Source organism: Microbispora sp. NPDC046973 (genome assembly GCF_040644495.1).
Lineage (GTDB): Bacteria > Actinomycetota > Actinomycetes > Streptosporangiales > Streptosporangiaceae > Microbispora.
Genome location: NZ_JBEYWQ010000022.1, coordinates 125217 through 148532, shown reverse-complemented (window position 1 = coordinate 148532; position 23316 = coordinate 125217). Strand labels below are relative to the sequence as shown.

General features: G+C 71.4%; 18 protein-coding genes. 12 read left to right on the top strand and 6 right to left on the bottom strand.

Annotation, left to right across the window (positions count from 1 at the left end; all coding sequences use genetic code 11):
• Window positions 1–876: 876 nt before the first annotated feature.
• On the top strand, window positions 877–2166 hold the full coding sequence (locus ABZ860_RS32055; RefSeq protein ID WP_357227227.1) for a plastocyanin/azurin family copper-binding protein: 1290 nt from the start codon (window positions 877–879) through the stop codon (window positions 2164–2166).
• Window positions 2167–2258: 92 nt separating this feature from the next.
• Here the strand turns inward: ABZ860_RS32055 and ABZ860_RS32050 are convergent, their stop codons facing one another.
• The 4 genes from ABZ860_RS32050 to ABZ860_RS32035 form a co-directional block, all read right to left on the bottom strand.
• Window positions 2259–3758, bottom strand: coding sequence for a glycoside hydrolase family 3 N-terminal domain-containing protein (locus ABZ860_RS32050; RefSeq protein ID WP_357227224.1), 1500 nt, complete (start codon window positions 3756–3758; stop codon window positions 2259–2261).
• 135 nt (window positions 3759–3893) lie between these two features.
• Window positions 3894–4745, bottom strand: a complete 852-nt coding sequence (locus tag ABZ860_RS32045) for a carbohydrate ABC transporter permease (protein WP_285782990.1) — start codon at window positions 4743–4745, stop codon at window positions 3894–3896.
• On the bottom strand, window positions 4742–5749 hold the full coding sequence (locus ABZ860_RS32040; protein WP_357227220.1) for a sugar ABC transporter permease: 1008 nt from the start codon (window positions 5747–5749) through the stop codon (window positions 4742–4744). Before ABZ860_RS32040 ends, ABZ860_RS32045 begins: the two co-directional genes overlap by 4 nt.
• 12 nt (window positions 5750–5761) lie before the next feature.
• Window positions 5762–7093 (bottom strand): sugar ABC transporter substrate-binding protein, encoded by a 1332-nt coding sequence (locus ABZ860_RS32035; protein ID WP_357227217.1) that lies wholly within the window; start codon window positions 7091–7093, stop codon window positions 5762–5764.
• Window positions 7094–7307: 214 nt separating this feature from the next.
• Here ABZ860_RS32035 and ABZ860_RS32030 point away from each other — a divergent pair, with 214 nt between their 5' ends.
• Together ABZ860_RS32030 and ABZ860_RS32025 are read left to right on the top strand one after the other, a co-directional pair.
• Entirely contained in the window at window positions 7308–8483 is a 1176-nt protein-coding gene (locus ABZ860_RS32030) for an ROK family protein (protein ID WP_357227214.1), read from the top strand.
• 16 nt (window positions 8484–8499) lie between these two features.
• A complete protein-coding gene (locus tag ABZ860_RS32025; protein ID WP_357227212.1) occupies window positions 8500–9183 on the top strand; it encodes a M15 family metallopeptidase in 684 nt (227 codons plus the stop codon).
• A 194-nt stretch (window positions 9184–9377) separates the two neighbouring features.
• On the opposite strand, the gene ABZ860_RS32020 is transcribed toward ABZ860_RS32025, so the two are convergent.
• Window positions 9378–14456, bottom strand: coding sequence for a DEAD/DEAH box helicase (locus ABZ860_RS32020; protein ID WP_357227238.1), 5079 nt, complete (start codon window positions 14454–14456; stop codon window positions 9378–9380).
• Window positions 14457–14583: 127 nt separating this feature from the next.
• Between ABZ860_RS32020 and ABZ860_RS32015 the strand changes: the two genes are divergently transcribed.
• The 6 genes from ABZ860_RS32015 to ABZ860_RS31990 all read left to right on the top strand — a co-directional run bounded on the left by ABZ860_RS32015 (window position 14584) and on the right by ABZ860_RS31990 (window position 18247).
• Window positions 14584–15072, top strand: a complete 489-nt coding sequence (locus ABZ860_RS32015; RefSeq protein WP_357227209.1) for a VOC family protein — start codon at window positions 14584–14586, stop codon at window positions 15070–15072.
• A gap of 79 nt (window positions 15073–15151) precedes the next feature.
• A complete protein-coding gene (locus ABZ860_RS32010; protein WP_036322371.1) occupies window positions 15152–15346 on the top strand; it encodes a DUF3046 domain-containing protein in 195 nt (64 codons plus the stop codon).
• Window positions 15347–15557: 211 nt separating this feature from the next.
• Window positions 15558–15989, top strand: a complete 432-nt coding sequence (locus ABZ860_RS32005) for a hypothetical protein (RefSeq protein WP_357227206.1) — start codon at window positions 15558–15560, stop codon at window positions 15987–15989.
• Window positions 15986–16294, top strand: coding sequence for a transcriptional regulator (locus ABZ860_RS32000; RefSeq protein ID WP_357227204.1), 309 nt, complete (start codon window positions 15986–15988; stop codon window positions 16292–16294). The genes ABZ860_RS32005 and ABZ860_RS32000 overlap by 4 nt, the downstream gene beginning before the upstream one ends.
• Complete coding sequence (locus tag ABZ860_RS31995) at window positions 16287–17165, top strand: ATP-binding cassette domain-containing protein (RefSeq protein WP_357227202.1); 879 nt, start codon at window positions 16287–16289, stop codon at window positions 17163–17165. Before ABZ860_RS32000 ends, ABZ860_RS31995 begins: the two co-directional genes overlap by 8 nt.
• Window positions 17162–18247, top strand: a complete 1086-nt coding sequence (locus ABZ860_RS31990; RefSeq protein ID WP_357227200.1) for an ABC transporter permease — start codon at window positions 17162–17164, stop codon at window positions 18245–18247. The genes ABZ860_RS31995 and ABZ860_RS31990 overlap by 4 nt, the downstream gene beginning before the upstream one ends.
• A 22-nt stretch (window positions 18248–18269) precedes the next feature.
• On the opposite strand, the gene ABZ860_RS31985 is transcribed toward ABZ860_RS31990, so the two are convergent.
• Window positions 18270–18545 carry a hypothetical protein gene (locus tag ABZ860_RS31985; RefSeq protein WP_357227198.1) on the bottom strand — a complete coding sequence of 92 codons (276 nt, stop codon included), beginning with the start codon at window positions 18543–18545 and terminating at the stop codon, window positions 18270–18272.
• 330 nt (window positions 18546–18875) lie between these two features.
• Between ABZ860_RS31985 and recA the strand changes: the two genes are divergently transcribed.
• From recA to rny, 3 genes are all read left to right on the top strand, one after another.
• Window positions 18876–19976 carry a recombinase RecA gene (gene recA / locus ABZ860_RS31980; RefSeq protein WP_142558526.1) on the top strand — a complete coding sequence of 367 codons (1101 nt, stop codon included), beginning with the start codon at window positions 18876–18878 and terminating at the stop codon, window positions 19974–19976.
• Between the two features lie 8 nt (window positions 19977–19984).
• On the top strand, window positions 19985–20971 hold the full coding sequence (locus tag ABZ860_RS31975) for a regulatory protein RecX (protein ID WP_357227196.1): 987 nt from the start codon (window positions 19985–19987) through the stop codon (window positions 20969–20971).
• A 280-nt stretch (window positions 20972–21251) separates the two neighbouring features.
• On the top strand, window positions 21252–22874 hold the full coding sequence (rny, locus tag ABZ860_RS31970; RefSeq protein WP_357227194.1) for a ribonuclease Y: 1623 nt from the start codon (window positions 21252–21254) through the stop codon (window positions 22872–22874).
• Window positions 22875–23316: the final 442 nt, after the last annotated feature.

The window sequence follows — 23316 nt, the reverse complement described above, 5'->3', positions numbered from 1 at the left end:
CGGGAGAGCAGGCGTCGCCTCACATCGGTGCTTTTCTCGGTCATGGTTCCCAATCGGTGACGGCGCTCGCCCGGGCGCGGCGAGCTGGGGGGTGGTCCGTGATGCCGGCGGCGAGCCGGCGGATACGACCTGAGGGTCGAGATCTCAAGGCCGGCCCGCGGAGCGCCGGGCATGCCGATCCGGAGGATTCGTGCAGGTGTGAGGGCACTTCTAACGATGCGTAACGGGTCTTTAGCTGATTTCTTCGGTAAGTATGGTAACGAACTAGTGAACTTAGTAATGGTTGTGGACTAAATGCGGCCAGACTGTTACGTTTCCAGCCGAAGCGCCTGAGGAGCGGCCACCACTCTCTGAAGGGATGAAGGACGTCACGGCACCGATGCCGTCGCCGGGAATGATCGATCGGCGCAGGGACGAGGAGCTCGACAAGGTCGGCGCCACGTCCGACATCGGCGAGCCCAGCGACCACTGCGGCTGATCAGGTAGTTCTTCCGAAGGTTGCTGTTGCCCCCCCACAACCGAAGGAGCGGACGATGGGCCGAACAGACCTCTTCGCACCCCCCGGCCACCCGCCTGGCGCCGCGCCGTGATCACAAGGGAAACGTCGCCCTGACTCCGGGCGTGGCGACGCCGCCCGTCATGGCCGCCCGACCTGCCACCGCTCCGAGGCCGACACCGCCTGGCCGAGTTCCGCGACGCCCGTGTGCGCGAGCTCTCCCGCCCGGCACGCCCTCCGAGTGACGCCGGCCGAAGCACGATGTCCGCCGGCCGACGCATCAGATCATGAGAGGTACACGGTATATGCGCATCAGATCTTTCTCGGGCTTCCTCAGTGATGTGCGGAGGGCGCTCAGGACCCCTGCCACGCTCGGACGCATGGTCCTGGTGATCGCGGCAGTGGCACTGCCGACGGTGTGGCTGTCGGGAGCCGGAGCCGCGGCACAGGACCAGAGTCAGCAGGTCGGCCAGGCGGCGGAGCAGACGCTCGTCTGGACCGCCGACAACAGTTACACCGCGTACAAGTCCGTGCCGACCACGGCGACGGCCGGCCCTGCGACGATCGTCTTCGAGACCAACGCGTCGACCGGCAACACCTCCGGGATGACGCACACGCTGACGTTCGACGTCTCCAGCCCCGGCTACAACCACGACGTCAACGTCAACATCGTCGCCAGCCCCTTCGACACGAACGGGGGCAGGCACGAGGTTCAGGTGAACCTCACCCCTGGAACGTACCGCTACTACTGCGCGATCCCCGGTCACGCGGGAATGGTCGGCGAGCTCGTGGTCACCAGCGCCGGTCCCACCGACACGACGCCGCCGCAGGTGTCGGCGTCGGTGTCGGGCGACAAGAACGCCGACGGCGACTACGTGGGTTCCGCCGCGGTGACCGTCTCGGCCACCGATGACGAGTCCGGCGTGGACACGGTGGAGTACGCCCTGGACGGCGGCGCGTTCCAGGCCTACACGGCTCCGGTGCCGGTGAACCAGGTCGGCGAGCACACGGTGCGGTATCGGGCCGCCGACAAGGCCGGCAACACCTCTGAGGTGCGGTCGGTGACGTTCACGGTGGTGGCCCCGCAGCCGAAGGACACCACTCCGCCGACGGTGTCGGCGGCTGTGTCCGGCACGAAGGACGCAAATGGCGACTACGTGGATTCCGCCACGGTGACCATCTCCGCGACCGACACCGAGTCCGGTGTGGACACGGTGGAGTACTCGGTCGACGGTCAGCCGTTCGCGTCGTACACGAAGGCGCTTGTGATCGACCGGCCGGGGGCGCACACCGTGAGCTATCGTGCGACCGACAAGGCCGGCAACACCTCCGACGTCGCCACGGCCGACTTCACGGTCGTCATGGCGCCGCCGCCCGCCGAGACGCCGCTGACCGTCACCGCCTCGTCCCGCTGCGTGGGCACGTCGGTGTACGTCGCGGTCACGGCCGTCAACGACGGCGACGTGCCGGCGACCGTGACGCTGACCACCCCCTACGGCTCCAAGACCGTGACCGACGTGGCCCCGGGCAAGCAGGCGTACCAGTCCTTCAACGCACGGGCCACGCAGATCGGCGCGGGCAAGGTCACCGTCACGGGCACCTCGTTCATCGACGGCGAGAAGGTCACCACGTCCTACGAGAGCGACTACACGGCGACCAGCTGCGGCTGACCGGGCCGGCGTGGCGATCAGGGTGTACGTACCGGGGACGCCGCCGTAGCGAACAGGGGCCGACCGGCCGATGGGCCGGTCGGCTCCGCCCTCTACAGCCCCGCCACCGGGTCGCTCAGCAGCTCCACCGCGGCCTGGGTGTTGGCGCGGGCCGCGCCGTACGTCGCGATGTAGGCCCCCGCCTCGGGCCGCCAGATCGGCAGGCCCATCTCCATCACCACGGCGTCCTGGCGGGCGGCGAGCAGCTCCGAGATCAGTGCGCGGCTGCCCGGGTGGCGGTGGGCGTCCTTGACGACCACGATCAGCGAACGCTCCCGGGCCCGGCCCAGCAGCGCCGCGGCGTCGGCCTCCGCCGGCCTGACCCGGACGATCTCGGCCTCCGACAGCCACGGCGCGACCCCCCAGGGCACCTCGCCCACCGCGATCGTCGGCGGTGTGTCGATCTCGACGACGAACGGGTCGACCAGCGGCCCCGCCGAGCCCGTCAGCGACACGGCGCGCCGGGCGGCGGTGAGACCGATGACGTCGTCCTCCACCACCGTCGTACGCGAGGCCTCGAACCAGTCGCGCAGCCGCTCCACCCGCGCGGCGGCCTCTTCCAGCCGCTCGGCCGCGAGCCTGCCCTCGGCGACGGCGTCGACGATGTGGTCCACCATGCTCCGTACGTCCTCCGGAGTGGGCAGCGGCCCGAGGCACAGCAGGTCGGCGCCCGCGGCCAGGGCCCTCACCGCCCCCTCGGCGAGCCCGACGCTCCCGCTGATCGCGTGCATGTCGAGGGCGTCGGTGAGCACGACGCCGTCGTAGCCCAGCTCGCGGCGCAGCAGCCCGGTGAGCGCCTGCGCGCTGAGCGTCGCGGGCAGGTTCCCGGTCAGCTCGGGGACCGCCACGTGCGCCGTCATGATCGACTTTGCTCCCGCCTCGATCGCCGCGAGGAACGGAACCAGCTCGCGCTCCCTCAACAGGTCGAGCGGGGCGTCCACCAGCGGGATCTCCAGGTGGGAGTCCTGATGGGTGGCCCCGTGGCCGGGGAAGTGCTTGACGCAGGAGGCGATCCCGGCCGACTGCAGGCCGCGTACGGCGGCGACCGTGTGCCGGGCCACGAGGCCCGGCGACGAGCCGAACGACCGGGTGCCGATGATCGGGTTGTCGTCGGCGGTGTTGACGTCGGCCACCGGGCCCATGTCGAGGTTCACCCCGCTCCGCGCCAGGTCGGCGGCCATGGCGCGGTAGACCCGCTCGGTCAGGGCCACGTCGTCCACCGCGCCGAGCGCCGCGTTGCCCGGGTAGGCGCTCCCGGTGTGGTAGGCCAGCCGGGTGACGTCCCCGCCCTCCTCGTCCAGGGAGACGACCGGGCGGCCCGCCTCGTTCAGACGGGTGCTGAGCGCGGCGACCTGCTCGCCGTCCGCGACGTTGAACCCGAAGAGGCAGACGCCGCCCAGACCGTCCTCCAGGCCGCGCAGGACCCAGTCCGGCGCGGTCGTCCCCTGGAACGAGATCAGCAGTGCGCCCGCCGCGAGCCGGTGCAGGCCCGGGTCGCCGGTACGCGTGGACAGGTCGGCGGCCCCCGCCAGGGGGTCGCGGGTGGCGGACATGGTGTCTCGGCTCCTTAGGTGACAGTGGGAGTGAGGGCGCGCGGGCAGGGCCCGTACGGCCACCGGGTGCGGTGGCCGTACAAGCGGGCCGTACGAGGGCGGCCGTACGAGGGTGGGTTGCCGGTGGCGGTGGGCCTATCCCTTGACCGCGCCCGCGACGAGGCCGGAGACCATCCGCCGCTGGACCAGCAGGAAGAAGACGAGGACCGGGATGGTCATCAGGGTGGAGGCGGCCATGATGCCGCCCCAGTCGGTCGACCGCTGGCCGACGAAGAACTGCAGCGCGACCGGCATCGTGTACTTGCCCTGGTCGCCGATGAGGGTCAGGGCGTAGACGAACTCGTTCCAGGTGGTGATGAACGCGAAGATGCTGGTCGCGACGAGGCCGGGCGCGACGAGCGGGAACAGCACCCGCCAGAACGTGGTGAACCGGCCCGCGCCGTCGATCCAGGAGGCCTCCTCCAGCTCCTTGGGCACGGCCGCGACGAACGTGCGCAGCATCCAGACGGAGAACGGCAGCGTCAGGCCGACGTTGATGATGATCAGGCCGAGCAGCTGGTCGTACAGGCCGAGCCGCTTGACCATGGTGAACAGCGGGATCAGCAGGGCCTCGGCCGGCACCATCTGCACGATCAGCAGCAGGATCAGGAACGACGTGCGGAACCGGAAACGGAACCTGGCCACCGCGGTCGCCGCGAGCAGCGCGAACACCGCACCGAGCACGACGGCGCTGAGCGCCACGAGGGTGCTGTTGAACAGGTACTGCCAGATGGAGTGGCCGGCGACGCCCTTGGTGAAGACCCGCGAGACGTGGTCCATCGAGGGCGGGCTGGGGAAGGGGATGAAGCTCGTGGTGAAGATCTGGTCGTTCGGCTTGAAGGCCGTGGTGACCATCCAGTAGACGGGGAAGACCGCGAAGAGGAACACCACGACCCCGGCCGCGTTCAGCGCGGCCCGTCCGAGCCTCCTGCGGGCGAGCGGGCTCATCGGATGTCGTCCTCCGTCTTCACGATCTGACGCACGTACACGAAGGTGATCAGCAGCAGGATCACGGTCAGCACGACCGCGATGGCGGCGCCCAGGCCCATCTTCGGCGGGCTGCTGAACGCCTCGGCGTAGCTCCACAGCGACAGGTTGAACGCGTCGCGGTTCACGGTGCCGCCGGCCAGCAGGTAGAGCTGCGTGAAGACCTTGAAGTCCCAGATGATCGACAGCACGACCAGCACCGAGAACACCGGCTTGAGCAGCGGAAGCGTGATCGTCCTGAACGTGGTGACCGCTCCGGAGCCGTCCATCTTCGCCGCCTCGTACAGCTCAGAGGGGATGCTCTTGAGCCCCGCGAGCACCGACACCGCGATGAACGGGAACGACGCCCACACCACGGCCACGATCAGCACGAAGTAGAGCGTGAGGGTGTCGTTGAACCACGGGTGCCCGCTCCAGTCGGCGCGGCCGAACAGCAGGTTCGACAGCCAGTCGGGCAGCAGGTTCAGCGCCCAGTTGACGATGCCCGAGTCGGAGTCGAACAGCCACTTCCACACGATCGCCTGAGCGGTGGGCGGGGTGGCCCAGGCGGCCATGATGCCGACGATCACGAAGGTCGACATCTTCGGCCCGAGCTTGTTGAGCAGCAGGCCGACGAGGGTCCCGAGGAGGAGCGTCAGCGCGACGGTGACGACGGCGAACAGCACCGTGTTGCGCAGCGACGACCAGAACAGGTCCGAGTCGAGGATCTGCGAGTAGTTGTCCCAGCCGACGAAGTCGGCGGGCGCGGGGTTGACCGCCTTGATCTGCCGGAGCCCGACCTTGTGGAAGGACATCTCGACCATCTGGTACAGCGGGTAGAGCAGCAGCACCGCGATGACGAGGAAGCCGGGCAGGAGCAGGACGTACGGGACGGCCTTCGGGGAGAGCCCCGGCCTGCGCGCCCGCTTGCGACTGCGCCGCGACGGGGCGGAGGTGTCGGCTCCGCCCCGGGCGAGGGTTGACATGTGAGTCATGATCTACTGGTTGAGGATCGTCTCAAGCTCGGTGTTCGCGTCCGTCAGAGCCTGGTCGACGCTCTTCTTGCCCTCGATCACCTCACGCGCCGCGTTCTGCAGCACGGCCTTGGTGTCGTTGGCCTCCGCCCAGTTGGGGCTGGCCGGGAAGCCCTTGGCGACCTTGAAGGTGTCCGTGAACGGCTTCTGGGCGGGGTCGCTGCCCAGCTCCTGGAGCGCGTCGGGGTAGAGCGGGAGCAGGCCGCCCTCCTTGGCGTACCGGACGCCGAACTCCTTGCCCGCGGCGAGCTTGACGTACTCGAGGGCGAGCTCGGGGTTCTTGGCGTCCTTCCAGACGGCGATGTCGTTGCCGCCCTGGAAGGCCGGGGCCGGGCCGGAGCCGTCCTTGGCGGGCAGCGAGAAGAAGCCCATCTTCGACTCGTCGACCTTGCCCTTGCTCTGCTCCTTGATGGCCGCGATGTCCCAGCCACCGGTGACGTACATGCCGACCTTGCCGGCGGCGAAGCGCTGGGCGATGTCGACGGAGTTCTGCGTCAGGCGGCCCTTGCCGGACACGCCGTCCTTGGCGACCAGGTCCGTGTAGAACTGGAAGCCCTCCTTGAAGCCCGGCTGGGTGAGCTGGCCCACCCACTTGCCGCCCTCGAACTTGGCGAAGTCACCGCCCGCCGACCAGACGAACGGCGACAGGGACATGTTCGCGTCGGAGCCGCCGTTGAAGGCGAAGCCGTCGACGTCCTTGCCCTGCTTGTCCACGATCTTCTTGGCCGCGGCGACCAGGTCGTCCCAGGTCTTGGGGACCTCGATGCCGAGCTTGTCGAACCAGTCCTTGCGGTAGAGCACGGCGCGGGTGCCGCCACCCCACGGCACGGCGTAGATCTTGCCGTCGATCGTCTCGTAGCTCCACAGGTTCTGCGGGATCTGCTGGAGCTCCGCGTCGCCCTTGACGGCGTCGGTGATGTCGGCGAGCGCGTCCTGCGCCACCCAGGCGGCGACCTGGTCGTTGCCGAACTCGGTGACGTCCGGGCCCTCGCCGCCGGCGAGGGCGGTGGTCCACTTCTTCTGGGCGTCGGGCCAGGGGATCCACTGGACCTTCGCCTCGGCGCCGGTCTTCTCCTTGAACTTGGCGTTCAGGTCGTCCATGTATTTGGTGAAGACGTCGGTGGGGGCACCGAGTCGCCACACGGTAAGGGTCTGGCCGGCGAACTTCGGACCGCTCGCGGCGGCGGAAGCCGACGGGGCGGTCGTGCTTCCGGAGTCGTCGCTTCCGCAAGCGGCGAGTCCCAGGGCCAGGGCAGCGGTCGCGGTGGTCGCGACCGCGATCTTCACGATCTTCACGATGGGTCTCTCCCTTCCCGGCTTCGCGTCGGGGGTGCGCCTCGTGGGGGGTGTCGGCGGGCCGCTCACCTGCTGGAAGGCGCTCTCCTTTCGGTCGGCGCTCTGGCGTCCCGAGGCTATCGGTTGCCTCCGGGCTGGCTGGCGATAAACTAACAAGAAACTTTCTTATAAAAAAGACCGCGTTAGCGGATCGTGACGAGAGGGGAACCAGCCGGTGCCTCAACGACCGGGTACGCCTCGGCTGCTTCGGCAGATCAACGACCGCGCGGCATTGGAACTCCTCATCTCCAGAGGCCCGCTGACCAGGGCCGAGTTGGGAGAGCTTACCGGGCTGTCCAAGGTCACATCAGGCCAGCTCCTGGCCCGGCTGGAGACGCGCGGGCTGGTCACGGCCGCGGGGGAGCGTCCCGGCGGACGCGGCCCCAACGCCGCGCTCTACGGGGTCAATCCCTCCAGCGCGTACGTCGCCGGGCTGGAGGTGCTGCCGGACAGCGTCACGGCCGCCGTCGCCGACATCACCGGCACGGTCGTCGCCCAGGTGACCGTGGACCCGAGCGAGGCCCGCGATCCGGTGGGCATCGTCCACGAGGCCGTCCAGCGGGCCTGCGGGACGGCCGGGATCGAACTCACCCGGCTGCGCTGCTTCGTCATCGGCACCCGCGGAGTGGTCGACCCGCTCACCGGCGACGTGCGCTACTCGGTCGACCTGCCCACCTGGCACGTCGGCATCCTGGCCGGGCTGCGCACCCTGCTCGGCGAATGCGTGATCATCGAGAACGACGTCAACCTGGCGGCCCTCGCCGAGCAGACGTACGGCGCCGCGCGGGGCGCCGACGACTTCGTGATCCTGTGGACCGGCGTCGGCCAGGGCCTCGGCGTCATGCTCGGCGGCCGGCTGCACCGCGGCATCACCGGCGGCGCGGGCGAGATCGGCTGGCTGCCCGTTCCCGGGGAGCCGCTGCCGAGCGCGGTCACCGCGCCGCAGACCGGCTCCTTCCAGCGCCTCGTCGGAGGAGAGGCGCTGTGGAACCTGGCCCGCGCGCACGGCCTCGACGCCGCGGACATGCGGGACGCCGAGGTGGCCGACCTCATCCGTACGGCCGTCGACGCCGGCAACGAGGCCTTCGTCGAAGACCTGGCCGGACGGCTCGCGGTCGGGGTCGCGGCGGTCTCCGTGGTCCTCGACCCGGGACTCGTCGTGCTCGGCGGCGCCGTGGGCAGGGCCGGCGGCGTTCACCTCGCGGAGCGGGTCGAGGAGGCGGTGGCCCGGGTGTGTCCGAGCCGTCCCACGGTGGTGGCGACCGGAGTGGAGGGCAATCCCGTTCTTATGGGTGCGATCGTCGCGGCATTGGACCGAGCGCGCGAAGAGGTCTTTTCGGACACCGTCTGACGGTAGGTTGATCCTCATGCCCGACTCTCCGCGTGATCGCTCCACCGTGCCCGGCCTCGCCGAGGGGCCGGTGCTCATCTCCGATCCCCTCGTGACCTCGATCGGCGTGGACGAGTGCGGCGAGAAGCTGAGCGACGTACGGGGGCGGCTGCGGGTGGACGGGCGGCTCGCCGACCCCGCCGGGGCCTACGCCCACCTGCGCGAGGGCCTGCTCGCCCGTCTGGAGGAGGCCCAGGAGCACCTGCCCGCCGGGTGCAACCTGGTGGTGGTCGAGGGCTACCGCCCGCCGGCGCTGCAGACGAAATACTTCGAGGAGTACAAGGACGAGCTGCGGGCGGCGTTCCCCCGGATGACGGGCGCGGAGCTGCACGTCGCCGCGAGCCGCTACGTCTCGCCGATCGAGGTGGCCCCACACACGGCGGGCGCGGCCGTCGACCTCACGCTGTGCGACGACGACGGGGTGGAGCTCGACATGGGGACGGCGGTCAACGCGACCCCTGAGCAGAGCGGCGGCGCGTGCTACACCGACGCCCCCGTGGGAGCCGAGGCGCGGCGCAACCGCGACGTCCTGCGTAAGGCCCTGGAGGCGGCCGGGCTGGTCAACTACCCGACCGAGTGGTGGCACTGGTCGTACGGCGACCGCTACTGGGCCATGACCCGCCGCGCCCCCGCCGCCATCTACGGCCCCGTCGAGCTGTAGGGACGGCCCGATCGACGGTGCGGGGCCGGGCAGGACGACGGCCACCCGCGCCGGCGTGGCGACGATGACGGCACCCCGCCGCCACCACGGCCGCCCGTGCCGGCGTGGCGGCGATGACGGCACCCCGCCGACCGGCTGGACTCGGTGGCGGAGGACGGATGGGCCTGTGCTGAACCAATGGCGGAAGGGTGGCGTCAGGCGCGGATGCGCAGGCCGCGGGGCGTGGGGTGGAAGCCCGCGGCTTCGAGCGCGGCCGCGAGCGGTGAGTCGGTGATGGCGGCGCCGTCGGCCCGTTCGACCGTCAGCTTCCCCAGGGCTCCCCGCTTGACGGCGACCGCCAGGGCCTGCACGGCAGCCCTCAGGTCCTCCTCGGGCCCGAACGAGAGCAGGGTCTTCCCGCCGCGCTCGACGTAGAGGATCAGCGCGCCCTCCACCAGCACCACCAGCGCGCCCGCCTTGCGGCCCGGCTTGTGGGTGACGTCGTCCGTGCGGTCCGGCCAAGGCAGGGCCGCGCCGTACGGGTTGGCCGGGTCGGTCGCCGCGAGCACGACCGCACGGCGGGGCGGCGGCGGGGCGGGGATCGACCACAGGTCCTCGGCCGGAGGGGGAGGCGTGGAGGACATGGCGCGCATACGGTCGACCGCGCCCGGCAGGGCGAACTGGGCCCCGCCCAGACCTTCGACGAAGTAGCCCCGGCGGCACCGGCCGCTCTCCTCGAACGCGCGCAGCACCTGGTAGACGGCGGAGAAGCCACCCGGCAGGCGCTCGGGCGTGATGCCGCCCCGCGTAAGCACGCCGTGCCGCTCCAGCAGGACTTCGGCCTGCGCGTGGGCCCGCTGGGTGGCGTCGGGCGACGGCGAGGGCAGCAGCCACCATCGGCCGCTCACGGTCGGCGGGCCGCTTCTCGTCGGCAGCACCGCGCGGCGGCGCCTGGTCGCCGACGGCCGGTGGGCGGGCCGCCCGGTGCCCAGCGTCGAGCGAAGCGGGGCGAGCGTGTCGCCGGTGACCCGGCCCGCCCAGACGAGGTCCCACAGGGCCGCCGCGAGCGTCGTGTCGTCCGGCATCGCGCTCGCACGCGCGACACCCGCCGCCTCGTCCGGCCCGGCGCTCGCACCCGCGACACCCGCCGCCCCATCCGGCCCCGCTTCGGCGCGGCCGAGGATTCTGGCCCGGCGGGCCGTGGCGGCGTCCGGGCCGGACAGGGGCGGCACCCGGTCGCCGAGCGCCGCCGCCGCGACCCGGTTGGACAGCTCGCGGAAGAACAGCGCGCCGCCACCGCTCAGGATCTCCAGGATCTGCTCGTGCAGCGGAGTCACGGTGATCTCCGCCGGAGTGGGGAGCAGCAGGGGCGCGGTGTCGGCGAAGTAGAGACCGACCCACCCGTCGCCGCCGGGCAGGGAGCCCTGGCCCACCCAGACGACCTCCCCGGACGAGGTCAGTTCGTCGAGCAGGGCGGGGGAGTATCCGGGCACTCGTGCGGGGAGCACCAGCGACTCCAGCGCGGAAGCGGGGACGGCCGCCCCCTGCAACCGCTCGATCGCCGTGATCAGAGCGTCCATGGCCCGCGCCGGGCCATGGCCCTCCTGCCGCACCGGACCCGTGCGGGCGCCGGGCCCCGCGAGCCCGGCCGGGCCGCCGTTCCCGCCCTGGCCGCCGCCGGTCGGCGTGAGGCTCTGCGGGACGATGCCGTGCCACGCGGGCAGGAACGCCGCCAGCGTCTCCGGGGCAACCGGTTCGACCTCCTTGCGCAGCCGCGCCAGCGACCGGCGCCGCAGCAGCCGCAGCACCCCGGCGTCGCACCACTCCTCGCCCCGGCCCCCGGGGCGGAACTCGCCCGCGACCACCCTGCCCGCCGCCGCGAGACGGCGCAGCGCCTCGTCCACCACCGCGACGCCCACGCCGAAGCGCGCGGCGGCCGTGCCGGAGGAGAACGGCCCACGAGTGCGGGCGTGGCGGGCGACCAGGTCGCCGAGCGGATCGGGGGCGGCGGCCCGGCCCGTCCCGGCGGTCCCGCCTGCGAGGGGCGGTTCGAGGAACTCGTGCGGGACGCCCACCGGCAACGGCACCCCGAGCGCGTCGCGCAGGCGCCATGCGTCCTCCACGGCGGCCCATTGCTCGTGGCCCGCCACGCGCACCCGGATGGCCCGGCGCGCCCGTTCCAGGTCGGCGAGCCAGCCCGGATCTCCTTCGCGGATCGAGACGTCCTGGGCGAGCAGCGGGCCGTGCGAGCGCAGCAGGTCGGCGAGGTCCTCGGCGTCGCGCAGCGGCCTGTCCAGCCGCGCCAGCTCCCGCTCGGTCTCGGCGACGACATCCGGGTCGAGCAGCTCCCGCAGGTCGGCCTGCCCCATGAGCTCGGCGAGGAGCGCGGTGTCGAGGGCGAGCGCCTGCGCCCGCCGCTCGGCCAGCGGCGCGTCACCTTCGTACATGAACGCGCCGATGTAGTTGAACAGCAGCGACGCCGCGAACGGGGACGCCTGGGAGGTCTCCACCTCGACCACCCGCACCCGGCGGGCGGCGACGTCCCGCATGAGCTCCACCAGGCCTGGCACGTCGAAGACGTCCTGCAGGCACTCGCGCATCGTCTCCAGCACCACGGGGAACCCGGCGTACTTGCTCGCGACGCCGAGCAGGTGGGCCGCCCGCTGGCGCTGCTGCCACAGGGGGCTGCGCCTGCCGGGCGAGCGGCGGGGCAGCAGGAGGGCGCGGCCGGCGCACTCCCGGAACCGGGAGGCGAACAGGGCGGAGCCCCCCAGCTCCTCGATCACGACCTGCTCGATCTCCTCGGCGTCGAACACCGCGACGTCGGTCGGCGCGTCCTCGAAGGTGTCGGGCACGCGCAGCACGATGCCGTCGTCGGAGTGGACGGCCTGGACGTCGACGCCGTACCGCTCGCGCAGCCGCCGCCCGATGGCCAGCGCCCAGGGGGCGTGGACCCGCGCCCCGAAGGGGGAGTGGATCACCACGCGCCAGTCGCCCAGCTCGTCGCGGAACCGCTCGACCACGAGCGTGCGGTCGTCGGGCACATAGCCCGTCGCCTCCCGCTGCTCGGCCAGGTAGGCGAGCAGGTTGCCGACGGCGTAGTCGTCGAGCCCCGCCGCGCGGATCCGCTCGCGGGCCGACGCCCCGTCGCCCCGGCCGCCCGCCCCGGCGGCCGACAGCTCGCGGAGGAACGCGCCGATCGCCCGCCCGAGCTCGGCGGGCCGGCCCGGCGCGTCTCCGTGCCAGAACGGCAGCTTGCCCGGCTGCCCGGGGGCGGGGGAGACCAGGACCCGGTCGGCGGTGATGTCCTCGATCCGCCACGAGGTCGCGCCCAGCACGAACACGTCGCCGACGCGGGACTCGTAGACCATCTCCTCGTCCAGCTCGCCCACGCGCGACGCCTTGTCGCCCACCAGGAACACACCGAACAGCCCGCGGTCGGGGATGGTGCCGCCGTTCGTCACCGCCAGGCGCTGGGCCCCGGGACGGCCCTGGAGGGTGCCCGTCACCCGGTCCCAGACGATGCGCGGCCGCAGCTCGGCGAACTCCTCGCTCGGGTAGCGCCCGGCGAGCATGTCGAGCGTCGCCTCCAGCGCGCCGCGCGGCAGCGTGGCGTACGGCGCGGCCCGGCGCACCAGCGCCTCCAGCGAGTCGACCGTCCACTCGTCGAGCGCGGTCATCGCGACGATCTGCTGGGCCAGCACGTCGAGGGGGTTGCGCGGATAGCGCATCTCCTCGATCTGCCCCGTCCGCATGCGCTCGGCCACGACGGCCGTCTGGACGAGGTCGCCCCGATACTTGGGGAAGATCACGCCGCGGGACACCGCCCCGACCTGGTGCCCGGCGCGTCCGATGCGCTGCAGGCCGCTCGCCACGCTGGGCGGCGCCTCGACACAGGCCACCAGGTCGACCGACCCCATGTCGATGCCCAGCTCCAGGCTGGAGGTGGCGACCACCGCGGGCAGGCGGCCCGACTTCAGCGCCTCCTCGATCTGGGACCGCTCCTCCTTGGAGACAGAGCCGTGATGCGCCCGCACCACCTCAGGGATCGCGCCGCCCGAGGCCCCCGCCTGGGCCATCATCTCCGACGGCATGACCGCGCCGGCCCGCCGCGCGTCCCCGCCCTGGGCGTCAGGGCCTTCGCGCCGGTCCGACCATTGCGCGTGCAACTCCTCGAAGGCGTCCGACCAGTGAGCCGGATCTCCCAAGCCCGGGCTCGGACCCCCGCCCGGCTCGGGGGCGGTCCGCCGTTCCCAGGCGAGCTCGTTGAGCCGGGTGCACAGGCGCTCCGACAGGCGCCGGGAGTTGGCGAAGACGATCGTGGACCGATGGGCTTCGATCAGGTCGAGCAGGTGCTCCTCGACATGCGGCCAGATGCTCCTCCGGTGCTCGGGCGACTCGCCGTCGGCGCCGGGCGGAGGCGGCGCCAGCTCGGTCATGTCCTCCACCGGCACCACGACGTCGACCTCGATGACCTTCTCGGAGGGCGGCTGCACGACCGTGGCCGGGCGGGACCCGCCGAGGAACGTCGCCACCTCCTCGACCGGCCGTACGGTCGCCGACAACCCGATGCGCTGGGCCGGAGCGGGCAGCAGGGCGTCGAGCCGCTCCAGCGTCAGCGCGAGGTGCGCCCCGCGCTTGGTCCCCGCGACCGCGTGGACCTCGTCCACGATCACGGTGTCGACGCCTCGCAGCGCCTCGCGCGCCTGAGAGGTGAGGATCAGGAACAGGGACTCGGGCGTCGTGATCAGGATGTCGGAGGGCCGGGCGGCGAAACGGCGCCGGTCCTCGGCCGCGGTGTCCCCGGAGCGGATCGCCACCGAGATGTCGGGGGCGGGCAGGCCCATCCGCAGGGCCGTCTGCCGGATGCCCGTGAGCGGGGCCCGCAGGTTCCGCTCGACGTCCACCGCCAGGGCCTTCAGGGGGGAGACGTACACGACCCGGCAGGGCCGGGGCGGCTCCCGGTCGTCCTTCCGGCCGCGTCGCGCACCGCGGCGGCCGCTCTGCCGATCGCCCTGCCGATCGCTCTGCCGCCCCGGCTCGGAACCGCTGAGCAGTCCCGCCGCGGAGGCGCCGTCGCGTTCCTGCCGCGCAGCCACGTCTCCGGCCGAGGCCGGGCCCGTCGTGTGCTCGACGGCGAGGCGATCGACGGCCCACAGGAAGGCCGCGAGCGTCTTGCCCGACCCGGTGGGGGCGACCACGAGCGTGTTCTCGCCCCGCGCGATCGACGACCACGCGCCCTCCTGGGCGGCGGTCGGCGTGGCGAAGGCGCCGGTGAACCACTCCCTGGTCATCGGGCTGAAGCCGTCGAGCGCACCCACCTGCCCATCATGCATCGCCCCACCGACAGAAAACGCCGCGCCGCCATCCCGCTGACCCCGGATGGCATGAGATGCCACTGATGGGACAGTCTTCCTCAGTATGGAAATCGACTACGCGGCCATCGAGGCGCAGCGCGCGCGGATCCGCGAGCGCTACCTGAGCGAGCGCCGTGCCGCCAGCAGTGCGAGGGGTCTGCACCACTTCGCGCTGATCTCGTCTGACGTCGAGCGGACGATCCGCTTCTACCACGAGCTCCTCGAGTTCCCGCTGACCGAGATATTCGAGAACCGCGACTACCGCGGGTCCAACCACTTCTTCTTCGACATCGGCAACGGCAACCTGCTGGCGTTCTTCGACCTCCCCGGCCTCGACCTGGAGCCGTACAAGGAGGTCCTCGGCGGGCTCCACCACATCGCGATCTCCGTGGAGCGGGCCACGTGGGAGCGCCTGCGCGGCAAGCTCGACGCCGCCGGTGTGCCGTACCAGGTGGAGAGCGGCAGCTCGATCTACTTCCAGGACCCGGACGGCGCCCGCCTGGAACTGCTCGCCGACCCGCTCGGCGAGATGTACGGCACCCGCGTCATGTGAGGCCGTCTCCTGCGGGCGGGAAGCGCTCGCGGCGCCGAGGCCGGGACGTGCATCAGGGCCGCGGCGTCATACTGAACGCATGCGCCTCACAGACTTCTGGAACAGGATGCGCCGCCACTTCGGGGAGGCGTACGCGGAGTCGTGGGCGAAGGACTACGTGATCGCCGGGCTCGGCGGGCGAACGGTCGAGCAGGCCCTCGCGGAGGGCGTGGCGGCCAAGCAGGTCTGGCAGGCCGTCTGCCAGGAGGTCGACGTGGATCCCAGGCTGCGCTGACACCCCCTCTCCCGCCCGCCGGCAGACCGTCCCGGCGCGGCGGCTCCCGCTCGGCGGCGGTCTTCGCCGGCTCCACTCCGTGATCGCGGCGGTGTGATCCCGTCACGTGCCACTCCGTCCCTTGCTCATGTCGTCCGTCGTCTATGGCAACCACTTGAACGTCGGTTGAGTGCTTGCTAGCGTGTTTAGCGGATGAACACGGAGGAAGCACATGAGCGGAGATCACTTCACTCCCGATGAGGCTCTCCAGGAGATCGGGCGCGTGGGGCGGCGGGTCCGGCACTCCTCGCGCGGGCCCGGACGGGCGTACCTGTTCGTGGGGCTGGCCACGATGGTCTACTGGCCGGCGATGTTCCTCGGCGGCTATCCGCTGCCGCTGATCGCCGGGCTCGGGTGGATCGTCCTGACGGTCGCCCTGTGCGTGTACTGGGCCCGGCTGCGGGTGCACGACCGGCTGATGAAGCGGATCAACGGGCCGGTCTCGGCCGCGTACGTGGTGACGATGATGGTTCCGTTCGTCGTCGGCGTCTGGCTGCTGCCCGACCGGCCCACGGCGGGCTGGACGGCGGTGCTCGTCGCGTTGTCGGTGCTCGCCCGGCTGCCCCTGGTGTACGGCGGACTCCGCCTGATGAGGAACCGATGACGGCCCACCCGCGCCACGAGCTCGACGAGATCATCCACGCGCCGGTGCGGCTGTCGATCATGGCGGCCCTCGCCGCGGCGGACAAGGCCGACTTCCGCTTCCTCCGCGACACCATCGAGGTCAGCGACTCGCTGCTCAGCAAGCACATCCTCACGCTCGAAGAGGCCGGTTACGTCCGGGTGGAGAAGACCTTCGTCGGCAAGCGGGCGCGCACCTGGCTCTCCCTGACCGACCAGGGACGTACGGCCTTCGAGACATACATGGACGTTCTGCGACGAATTGTGGAGGCGACCCCCCGTGCTTGAGATCGACGGCCTACGCAAACGCTATGGAGACAAGACCGCCCTCGACGGGGTGGGCTTCGGCGTACGGCCGGGTGAGATGTTCGGGTTCGTCGGCGCCAACGGCGCGGGCAAGACGACGACGATGCGGATCGTCATGGGCGTGCTCGACGCCGACTCCGGCGAGGTGCGCCTCGACGGGCGCCCGGTGACGTACGACGACCGCCGCACGTTCGGCTACATGCCGGAGGAGCGCGGCCTCTACCAGAAGATGAAGGTCGCCGAGCAGATCGAATACTTCGGCAGGCTCCACGGGCTCGCCCCCGCCGCCGCGCGCTCGGCCACCGCCGCCCTGATCGAACGGCTCGGCCTGGCCGAGCGGCGCGACGACGCCGTGGAGGCGCTGTCGCTCGGCAACCAGCAGCGGGTGCAGCTCGCCGTCGCGCTCGTCCACGAGCCGGCGGTCCTGATCCTCGACGAGCCGTTCTCCGGCCTCGACCCGCTGGCGGTCGACACGCTCGCGGAGGTGCTCAAGGACCGCGCCGCCGCGGGTGTGCCGGTGATCTTCTCCAGCCACCAGCTCGACCTGGTCGAACGGCTCTGCGACTCGGTCGGCATCATCTCGGCGGGCCGCATGGTGGCGTACGGACCGGTCGGCGAGCTGCGCGAGCGGGAGGGCCGCGGGGTTCTGCGGGTCGTGGTCAGGGACGCCGCACCCGGCTGGGCCGACGGCCTGCCCGGCGAGCTCACCCGCGAGGGCGACCGCGACGTCCTGCTGTGCGAGGCGGGCGACGACCAGGACATCCTGCGTACGGCGATCGGGGCGGGCAGGGTGGAGCACTTCGGCCGCAGGCAGCCGACGCTGGCCGAGATCTTCAGGGAGGCGGTGGCATGAACGGCCTGTGGCTGGTCGCCCAGCGGGAGATCCGCACGCGCATCAGGACGAAGTCGTACCTGATCAGTCTGGCGGTCAGCGCGGTCCTGGTGGCCGCGCTCGCGTTCCTGCCCAAGGTCCTCGGCGGCGACGACACCTACGACGTGGGCGTGGTGGGCGCCGCGCCCCCTCCCGCGGCCCAGCTCGCGTACTCCCGCTGGCCGGACGAGGCGGCCGCGCGGAAGGCCGTGGTCGACGGGGACATCGACGCGGCCCTCGTCAACGGGAGCAAGGTCCTCGCGAACGGCGAACTCGAGCAGCGGCTGGGGCTGATCCTGGACAGCGCCCACCGCGACGCCCAGATCAAGGCGGCCGGCCTCACGATCACGCCGCTGACGGTGGAGTCCGTCGGCGCGGACGCCCGCTACCAGGGCGTGCGCACCGGCATCGCCACACTGATCGTGATGGTGCTGTTCTTCCTGCTCATCTACTCCTCGATGTTCGTCGCCATGGGCGTGGTGGAGGAGAAGGGCAGCCGCATCGTGGAGATCCTGCTCACCTCGGTGCGTCCCTGGCAGCTCCTGGGCGGCAAGATCGCCGGGCTGGGCTCGCTGGGGCTGGTCAACCTCGTCGTGGTCATCGCCGCCGGTCTGGCGGCGTCGTCCGCGACCGGCTTCATGGCCGACCTGCCGCCCGGAATGGGGGGAATCGTGGTCAGCGCGGTCGTCTGGTTCGTGCTGGGCTACGCCTTCTTCTCGGCGCTCGCCGCCGCCTTCGGCTCCCTGGTGTCGCGGCAGGAGGAGCTCAACACCGTCCTGACGCCGATGACCATGCTCATGATGCTCACCTACCTGACGGCCTACTTCGCCGCCGTCGAGCCGACGGGCACGGTCGCGCGCGTGCTGTCGTTCGTGCCGCCGTTCTCCTCGATGGTCATGCCCGTGCGTACGGCGGCCGTCGACGTGCCGCTGGGGGAGATCCTCATCGCCGGAGCGCTCATGGTCGTGGCCGTGGTGGCCGTCCTGCTGGGCGCGGCCCGCGTCTACCGGCGGGCGGTGCTCCGCACCGGCGCCCGCGTCAAGCTCGGCGAGGTCGTACGCTGACGGCCGGGGCCCCGGCGGAGGATCAGGGGGGCCGGGAGAGCGTCCGACCGATCAGTTCGGCCGCACGGCCGGGGTCGTCGGCGCTCTCCTGGCCGCCCGGTGCCCACAGGAACATCCAGCCTTCCTTGGCGGGCGTCGCGAAGACGATCGTCTGCCTGCCGGTGCCCGGGTGCCAGACGGACAGGACCGGATCGTCCGTGCCGAGCAGCCGCGCGGAGAGACCGTGCTCGGGGAGCCGCGCCGCGAGCGCCTCAAGGCGGGCAAGGCGCTGTCCGCCGTAGTCGCCGGTGCCCGTCACGTGGCCCCTCCAGCGGGGAGATCCAGCTTTGACACAAGGATCGTCCCAGGTCAGCGCGCTGGCAACCATGGCAGAGTAACGCCCGGGAATGTAACGGCGCGGTCGGGACGCCGTTTCGTCCCGGGCTCGTGGGCGGTTCCGGCATGTGATCGAACAGTCGTTCGGCTATATTGGACTGGTCGCCGCCGGGGTGCGCGCCGTCAGGTCGCCGGGGCGCGACAGGCTCCCGGCCCACCTCTCGGGGCGGTGTGCGGGAAGCTCCGGAAAATGTCGGTGGCACCCCGTAGCTTTTCGGTGACCGAGCAGACGACACCCTCCAGGGGGCATCCAATGGCAATCAACGACCGCGAGAAGGCCCTTGAGACCGCCCTCGCGCAAATCGAGCGGCAGTTCGGCAAGGGCAGCGTCATGCGCCTCGGAGACGACGCGCGCGCCCCGATCGAGGTCATCCCCACCGGTTCTATCGCTCTCGACGTCGCCCTCGGCATCGGCGGCTATCCCCGCGGCAGGATCGTCGAGGTGTACGGCCCCGAGTCCTCCGGTAAGACGACGGTCGCCCTGCACGCCGTGGCCAACGCCCAGAAGGGCGGCGGCATCGCCGCGTTCATCGACGCCGAGCACGCCCTCGACCCCGAGTACGCCAAGAAGCTGGGCGTCGACGTCGACGCGTTGCTCGTCTCTCAGCCGGACACCGGTGAGCAGGCACTGGAGATCGCGGACATGCTGATCCGCTCCGGCGCCGTCGACATCATCGTGATCGACTCTGTGGCGGCCCTCGTGCCGAAGGCCGAGATCGAGGGCGAGATGGGCGACAGCCACGTCGGTCTCCAGGCCCGCCTCATGTCGCAGGCCCTGCGGAAGATCGCCGGCGCGCTGAACCAGACCCGGACCACAGCCATCTTCATCAACCAGCTCCGCGAGAAGATCGGCGTCATGTTCGGAAGCCCCGAGACCACCACGGGTGGCAAGGCGCTGAAGTTCTACGCGTCGGTGCGGCTGGACGCGCGCAGGATCGAGACGCTCAAGGACGGCACCGAGCCGGTCGGCAACCGGACCCGGGTGAAGGTCGTCAAGAACAAGATGGCCCCGCCCTTCCGTCAGGCCGACTTCGACATCCTGTACGGCATCGGCATCTCCCGTGAGGGCGGGCTGATCGACATGGGCGTCGAACACGGGTTCGTGCGCAAGGCCGGCGCCTGGTACACGTACGAGGGCGACCAGCTCGGGCAGGGCAAGGAGAACGCCCGCAACTTCCTGAAGAACAACCCCGACATCGCCAACGAGATCGAGAAGAAGATCAAGGAGAAGCTCGGTGTCGGGCCGCGGCTCGACACGCCGAGCGAGCCCCCCGCCGCTCCGGCGGCGCCGCCCGCCCCCACCTCCGGCCGGGGCAGCAAGGCGGCCAGCGCGCCCAAGCCGGGTGACGTCTGAGCGCAGGCGTGAGGCGCGACGAGGCCCCCGGCCCGGACGACGGGCTCGGGCCGGGGGACTGGAACTCGGGACCCTGGGGGCCGGCCGAAGAGCCGCCCGGGCAGGCTGAGGACGCCTCCGCGACGATCGCCGCCCTGCGTGAGGAGATCCGGCGTGCGGAGAGCGGCCGCGGGGAGTTCGGGCGAGCGGAGGCGGGTCAGGAGGCCGGCCGGGCCGGACGCCGGCGTCAGGGGCGCGGCCGCCGGCGGGGAGACCGGGCAGGCCTGAGAGAACAGGCGGCTCTGGGAGATCGGGTAGGCCCGGGAGAACAGGGCGCGCTGGAAGACCGGCTGGGCCTGCGAGACCAGGCGGCTCTGGGAGATTGGGCAGGTCCGGGAGAACAGGGCGGGCTGGGCGAACGGGGAGCGCCGAGGGGCCGGAGAAAGCGTGAGAGGTCCGGCGGGTGGCTTCCGGAAGGGCCGCAGGAGGGCACCGCGGCGAGCGAGGGGCCGCCGGCCGACCCCGAGGCGGTGGCCAGAGCCATCTGCCTGCGGCTGCTGACGATGGCGCCCAAGACCCGGGCCCAGCTCGCGGACGCCCTGCGCAAGCGGGAGGTCCCCGAGGAGGCGGCGAACGCCGTGCTGGAGCGGTTCTCCGAGGTGGGGCTCATCGACGACGAGGCGTTCGCCGCAGCGTGGGTGACGTCCCGGCACACCGGCCGCGGGCTCGCCCGCCGCGCGCTCGCCCAGGAACTGCGGCAGCGCGGCGTGGCCGAGGAGACGGTCAAGGACGCCGTCGGGCGACTCGATCCGGACGAGGAGGCCGAGACCGCACGCAGGCTCGTGGATCGGAAGCTGGCCGCCACCCGCGGGGTGGAGCCGCAGGCGCGCATGCGACGATTGGTCGGCATGCTGGCCCGCAAGGGCTACGCGCCGGGACTGGCCTTCCGCGTCGTCCGAGAGGCGATCGAGGCCGAAGGCAGTCCGTCAGATGGGCTTCCGGATAGCTTCGAGTGAGCCATAGCACCACACAAAAGTCACTTGACAGGGCATCTTTGCTTGCTCGTTACCTCTCTGACGCTTAATCTCGACCGCAGTGAGGAGTTACTCCGCGCAGCGCGGATTGCCATAACGGTGTACCACGACGGACGAGAGACATTGACCGGCCTTCGGGCCATATCGGTCGCCCTTCGGGGCGCCCGGGCATTGCGACGATATTTGTCCTGGTGACGCCACCGGGCGCTGCCGTGCTGCGCGTGTGACCTCTGCCATGAGTTGTCGTGAGGGGTGAGCGCGCATGGACACGATCGTGATCGTTCTTGCGGTTGCGGTGGTGCTGCTGGCTCTCGTGATGATCGCCGCCCTCGTCATAGTCATGCGCCGCACCGGCCTCGTCTCACCGTCCGGCCCCTCGCCCGAGCAACTCGCCGAGGTGAAGGCCGAGGTCAACGAGGAACTCGAACGGGCCAGACGCGAGGCCGAGGAGATCCGCACGAAGGCGGAGCGTGACGCGGGGGAGATCCTCAAGAAGTCGGAGACTCTCGCGGAGAGCGCCGCGTTGATGCGCAAGGAGGTCGAGGAGGAGACGCGGATCCTCAAGACGGAGCTCAAGGAGCTGCGCTCCGACCTCGAACGCCGGGAGAACCGGCTGGCCGAGCGCGAGCAGCGGCTGGACGAGGAGGCGCGCAGGCAGGCCGAGCGGGCCCGCAAGCTGGCCGAGACCGAGACCGAGCTGGCCGACCGCCGCGAGGAGCTGGAGCGGGTGGCCGAGCGGCGGCAGGAGATCCTGGAGCGGGTGGCCGGCCTGACGGCCGAGCAGGCCAAGACGGAGCTGGTCAAGGAGATCGAGAACCAGGCCAAGCGCGAGGCCGCGCTGATCGTCCGGGAGATCGAGAGCGAGGCCCGGAAGGAGGGCGAGAAGCGCGCCTGCAAGATCGTGACGCTGGCCGTACAGCGGGTCGCCACCGAGCAGACGGCCGAGTCGGTGGTGAGCGTCCTCCACCTGCCGGGTGACGAGATGAAGGGCCGCATCATCGGCCGCGAGGGCCGCAACATCAGGGCCTTCGAGTCCACCACCGGGGTCAACCTGATCATCGACGACACGCCGGAGGCGGTGCTGCTGTCGTGTTTCGACCCGGTCAGGCGGGAGACGGCCAGGCTGACGCTGGAGAAGCTTGTGCTCGACGGCCGGATCCATCCCCAGCGCATCGAGGAGGCGTACGAGCGCAGCAAGGCCGAGGTGCGGGACCTGTGCGTGCGGGCGGGAGAGGACGCCCTGGTCGAGCTGGGCATCACCGAGATGCACCCCGAGCTGGTCACGTTGCTGGGCCAGCTCCGCTATCGCACCTCCTACGGCCAGAACGTGCTCAAGCACCTGATCGAGTCGGCGCACATCGCCGGGATCATGGCGTCCGAGCTGCGGCTCGACCGTGACCTCGTCAAGCGATGCGCGCTTCTGCACGACATCGGCAAGGCGCTCACCCACGAGGTCGAGGGCAGCCACGCGATGATCGGCGCGGAGATCGCCCGGCGATACGGCGAGCACGAGGACGTCGTCCACGCCATCGAGGCGCACCACAACGAGGTGGAGGTCAGGACCGTCGAGGCGGTCCTCACCCAGGCCGCGGACGCGATCAGCGGCAGCCGCCCCGGCGCCCGCCGCGAGTCCCTGGAGGCGTACGTCAAGCGGCTGGAGCGCCTGGAGGAGATCGCCCAGTCGTACGACGGCGTGGACAAGGTCTTCGCCATGCAGGCGGGCCGGGAGATCCGGGTGATGGTCCGGCCCGAGAACGTGGACGATATCCAGGCCCAGGTCATCGCCAGGGACGTCGCCAAGCAGGTCGAGGAGGAGCTGACCTACCCCGGCCAGATCCGGATCACCGTGGTCCGCGAGTCCCGCGCCACCGAGTTCGCCCGGTAACCCTCGCCCGGTAAGTCTCGGCCGTCGCGTCGAAGTCTCGGCCCTCACGCCGTACGTCGAAGGGGGCCTCGGCCGCCACGGCGAAGGGCCCTCGCCCGCTGCCGGGCGGGGGCCCGGTCGTGCGGGGGACGCACCGGCGGGAGGCCCCGGTGGGTGGGAACGAGCGATCCGTCGTGCGCGACGCGGTTCTCCTGGTTCGTCCGCGGCACGGGCAGCTTGTCGTAGCTGCGGAACTTCAGCTTGCCGTCGACGATGACGAAGATGGCGTCCGCGCTCCACGACGGCTCGTTGGTGACGCGGCGACGCGCCCCGGTGCCGCCGCCCTGCTCGTCGGTGAAGACGACCGTGATCCCGTCGTTGTAACCAGTCGATCATTCATGGCGACGCGGACCAGCGCATCGAGATCGACCGATGCGCACGCTTCTGGCCGCGACCGTCGGGT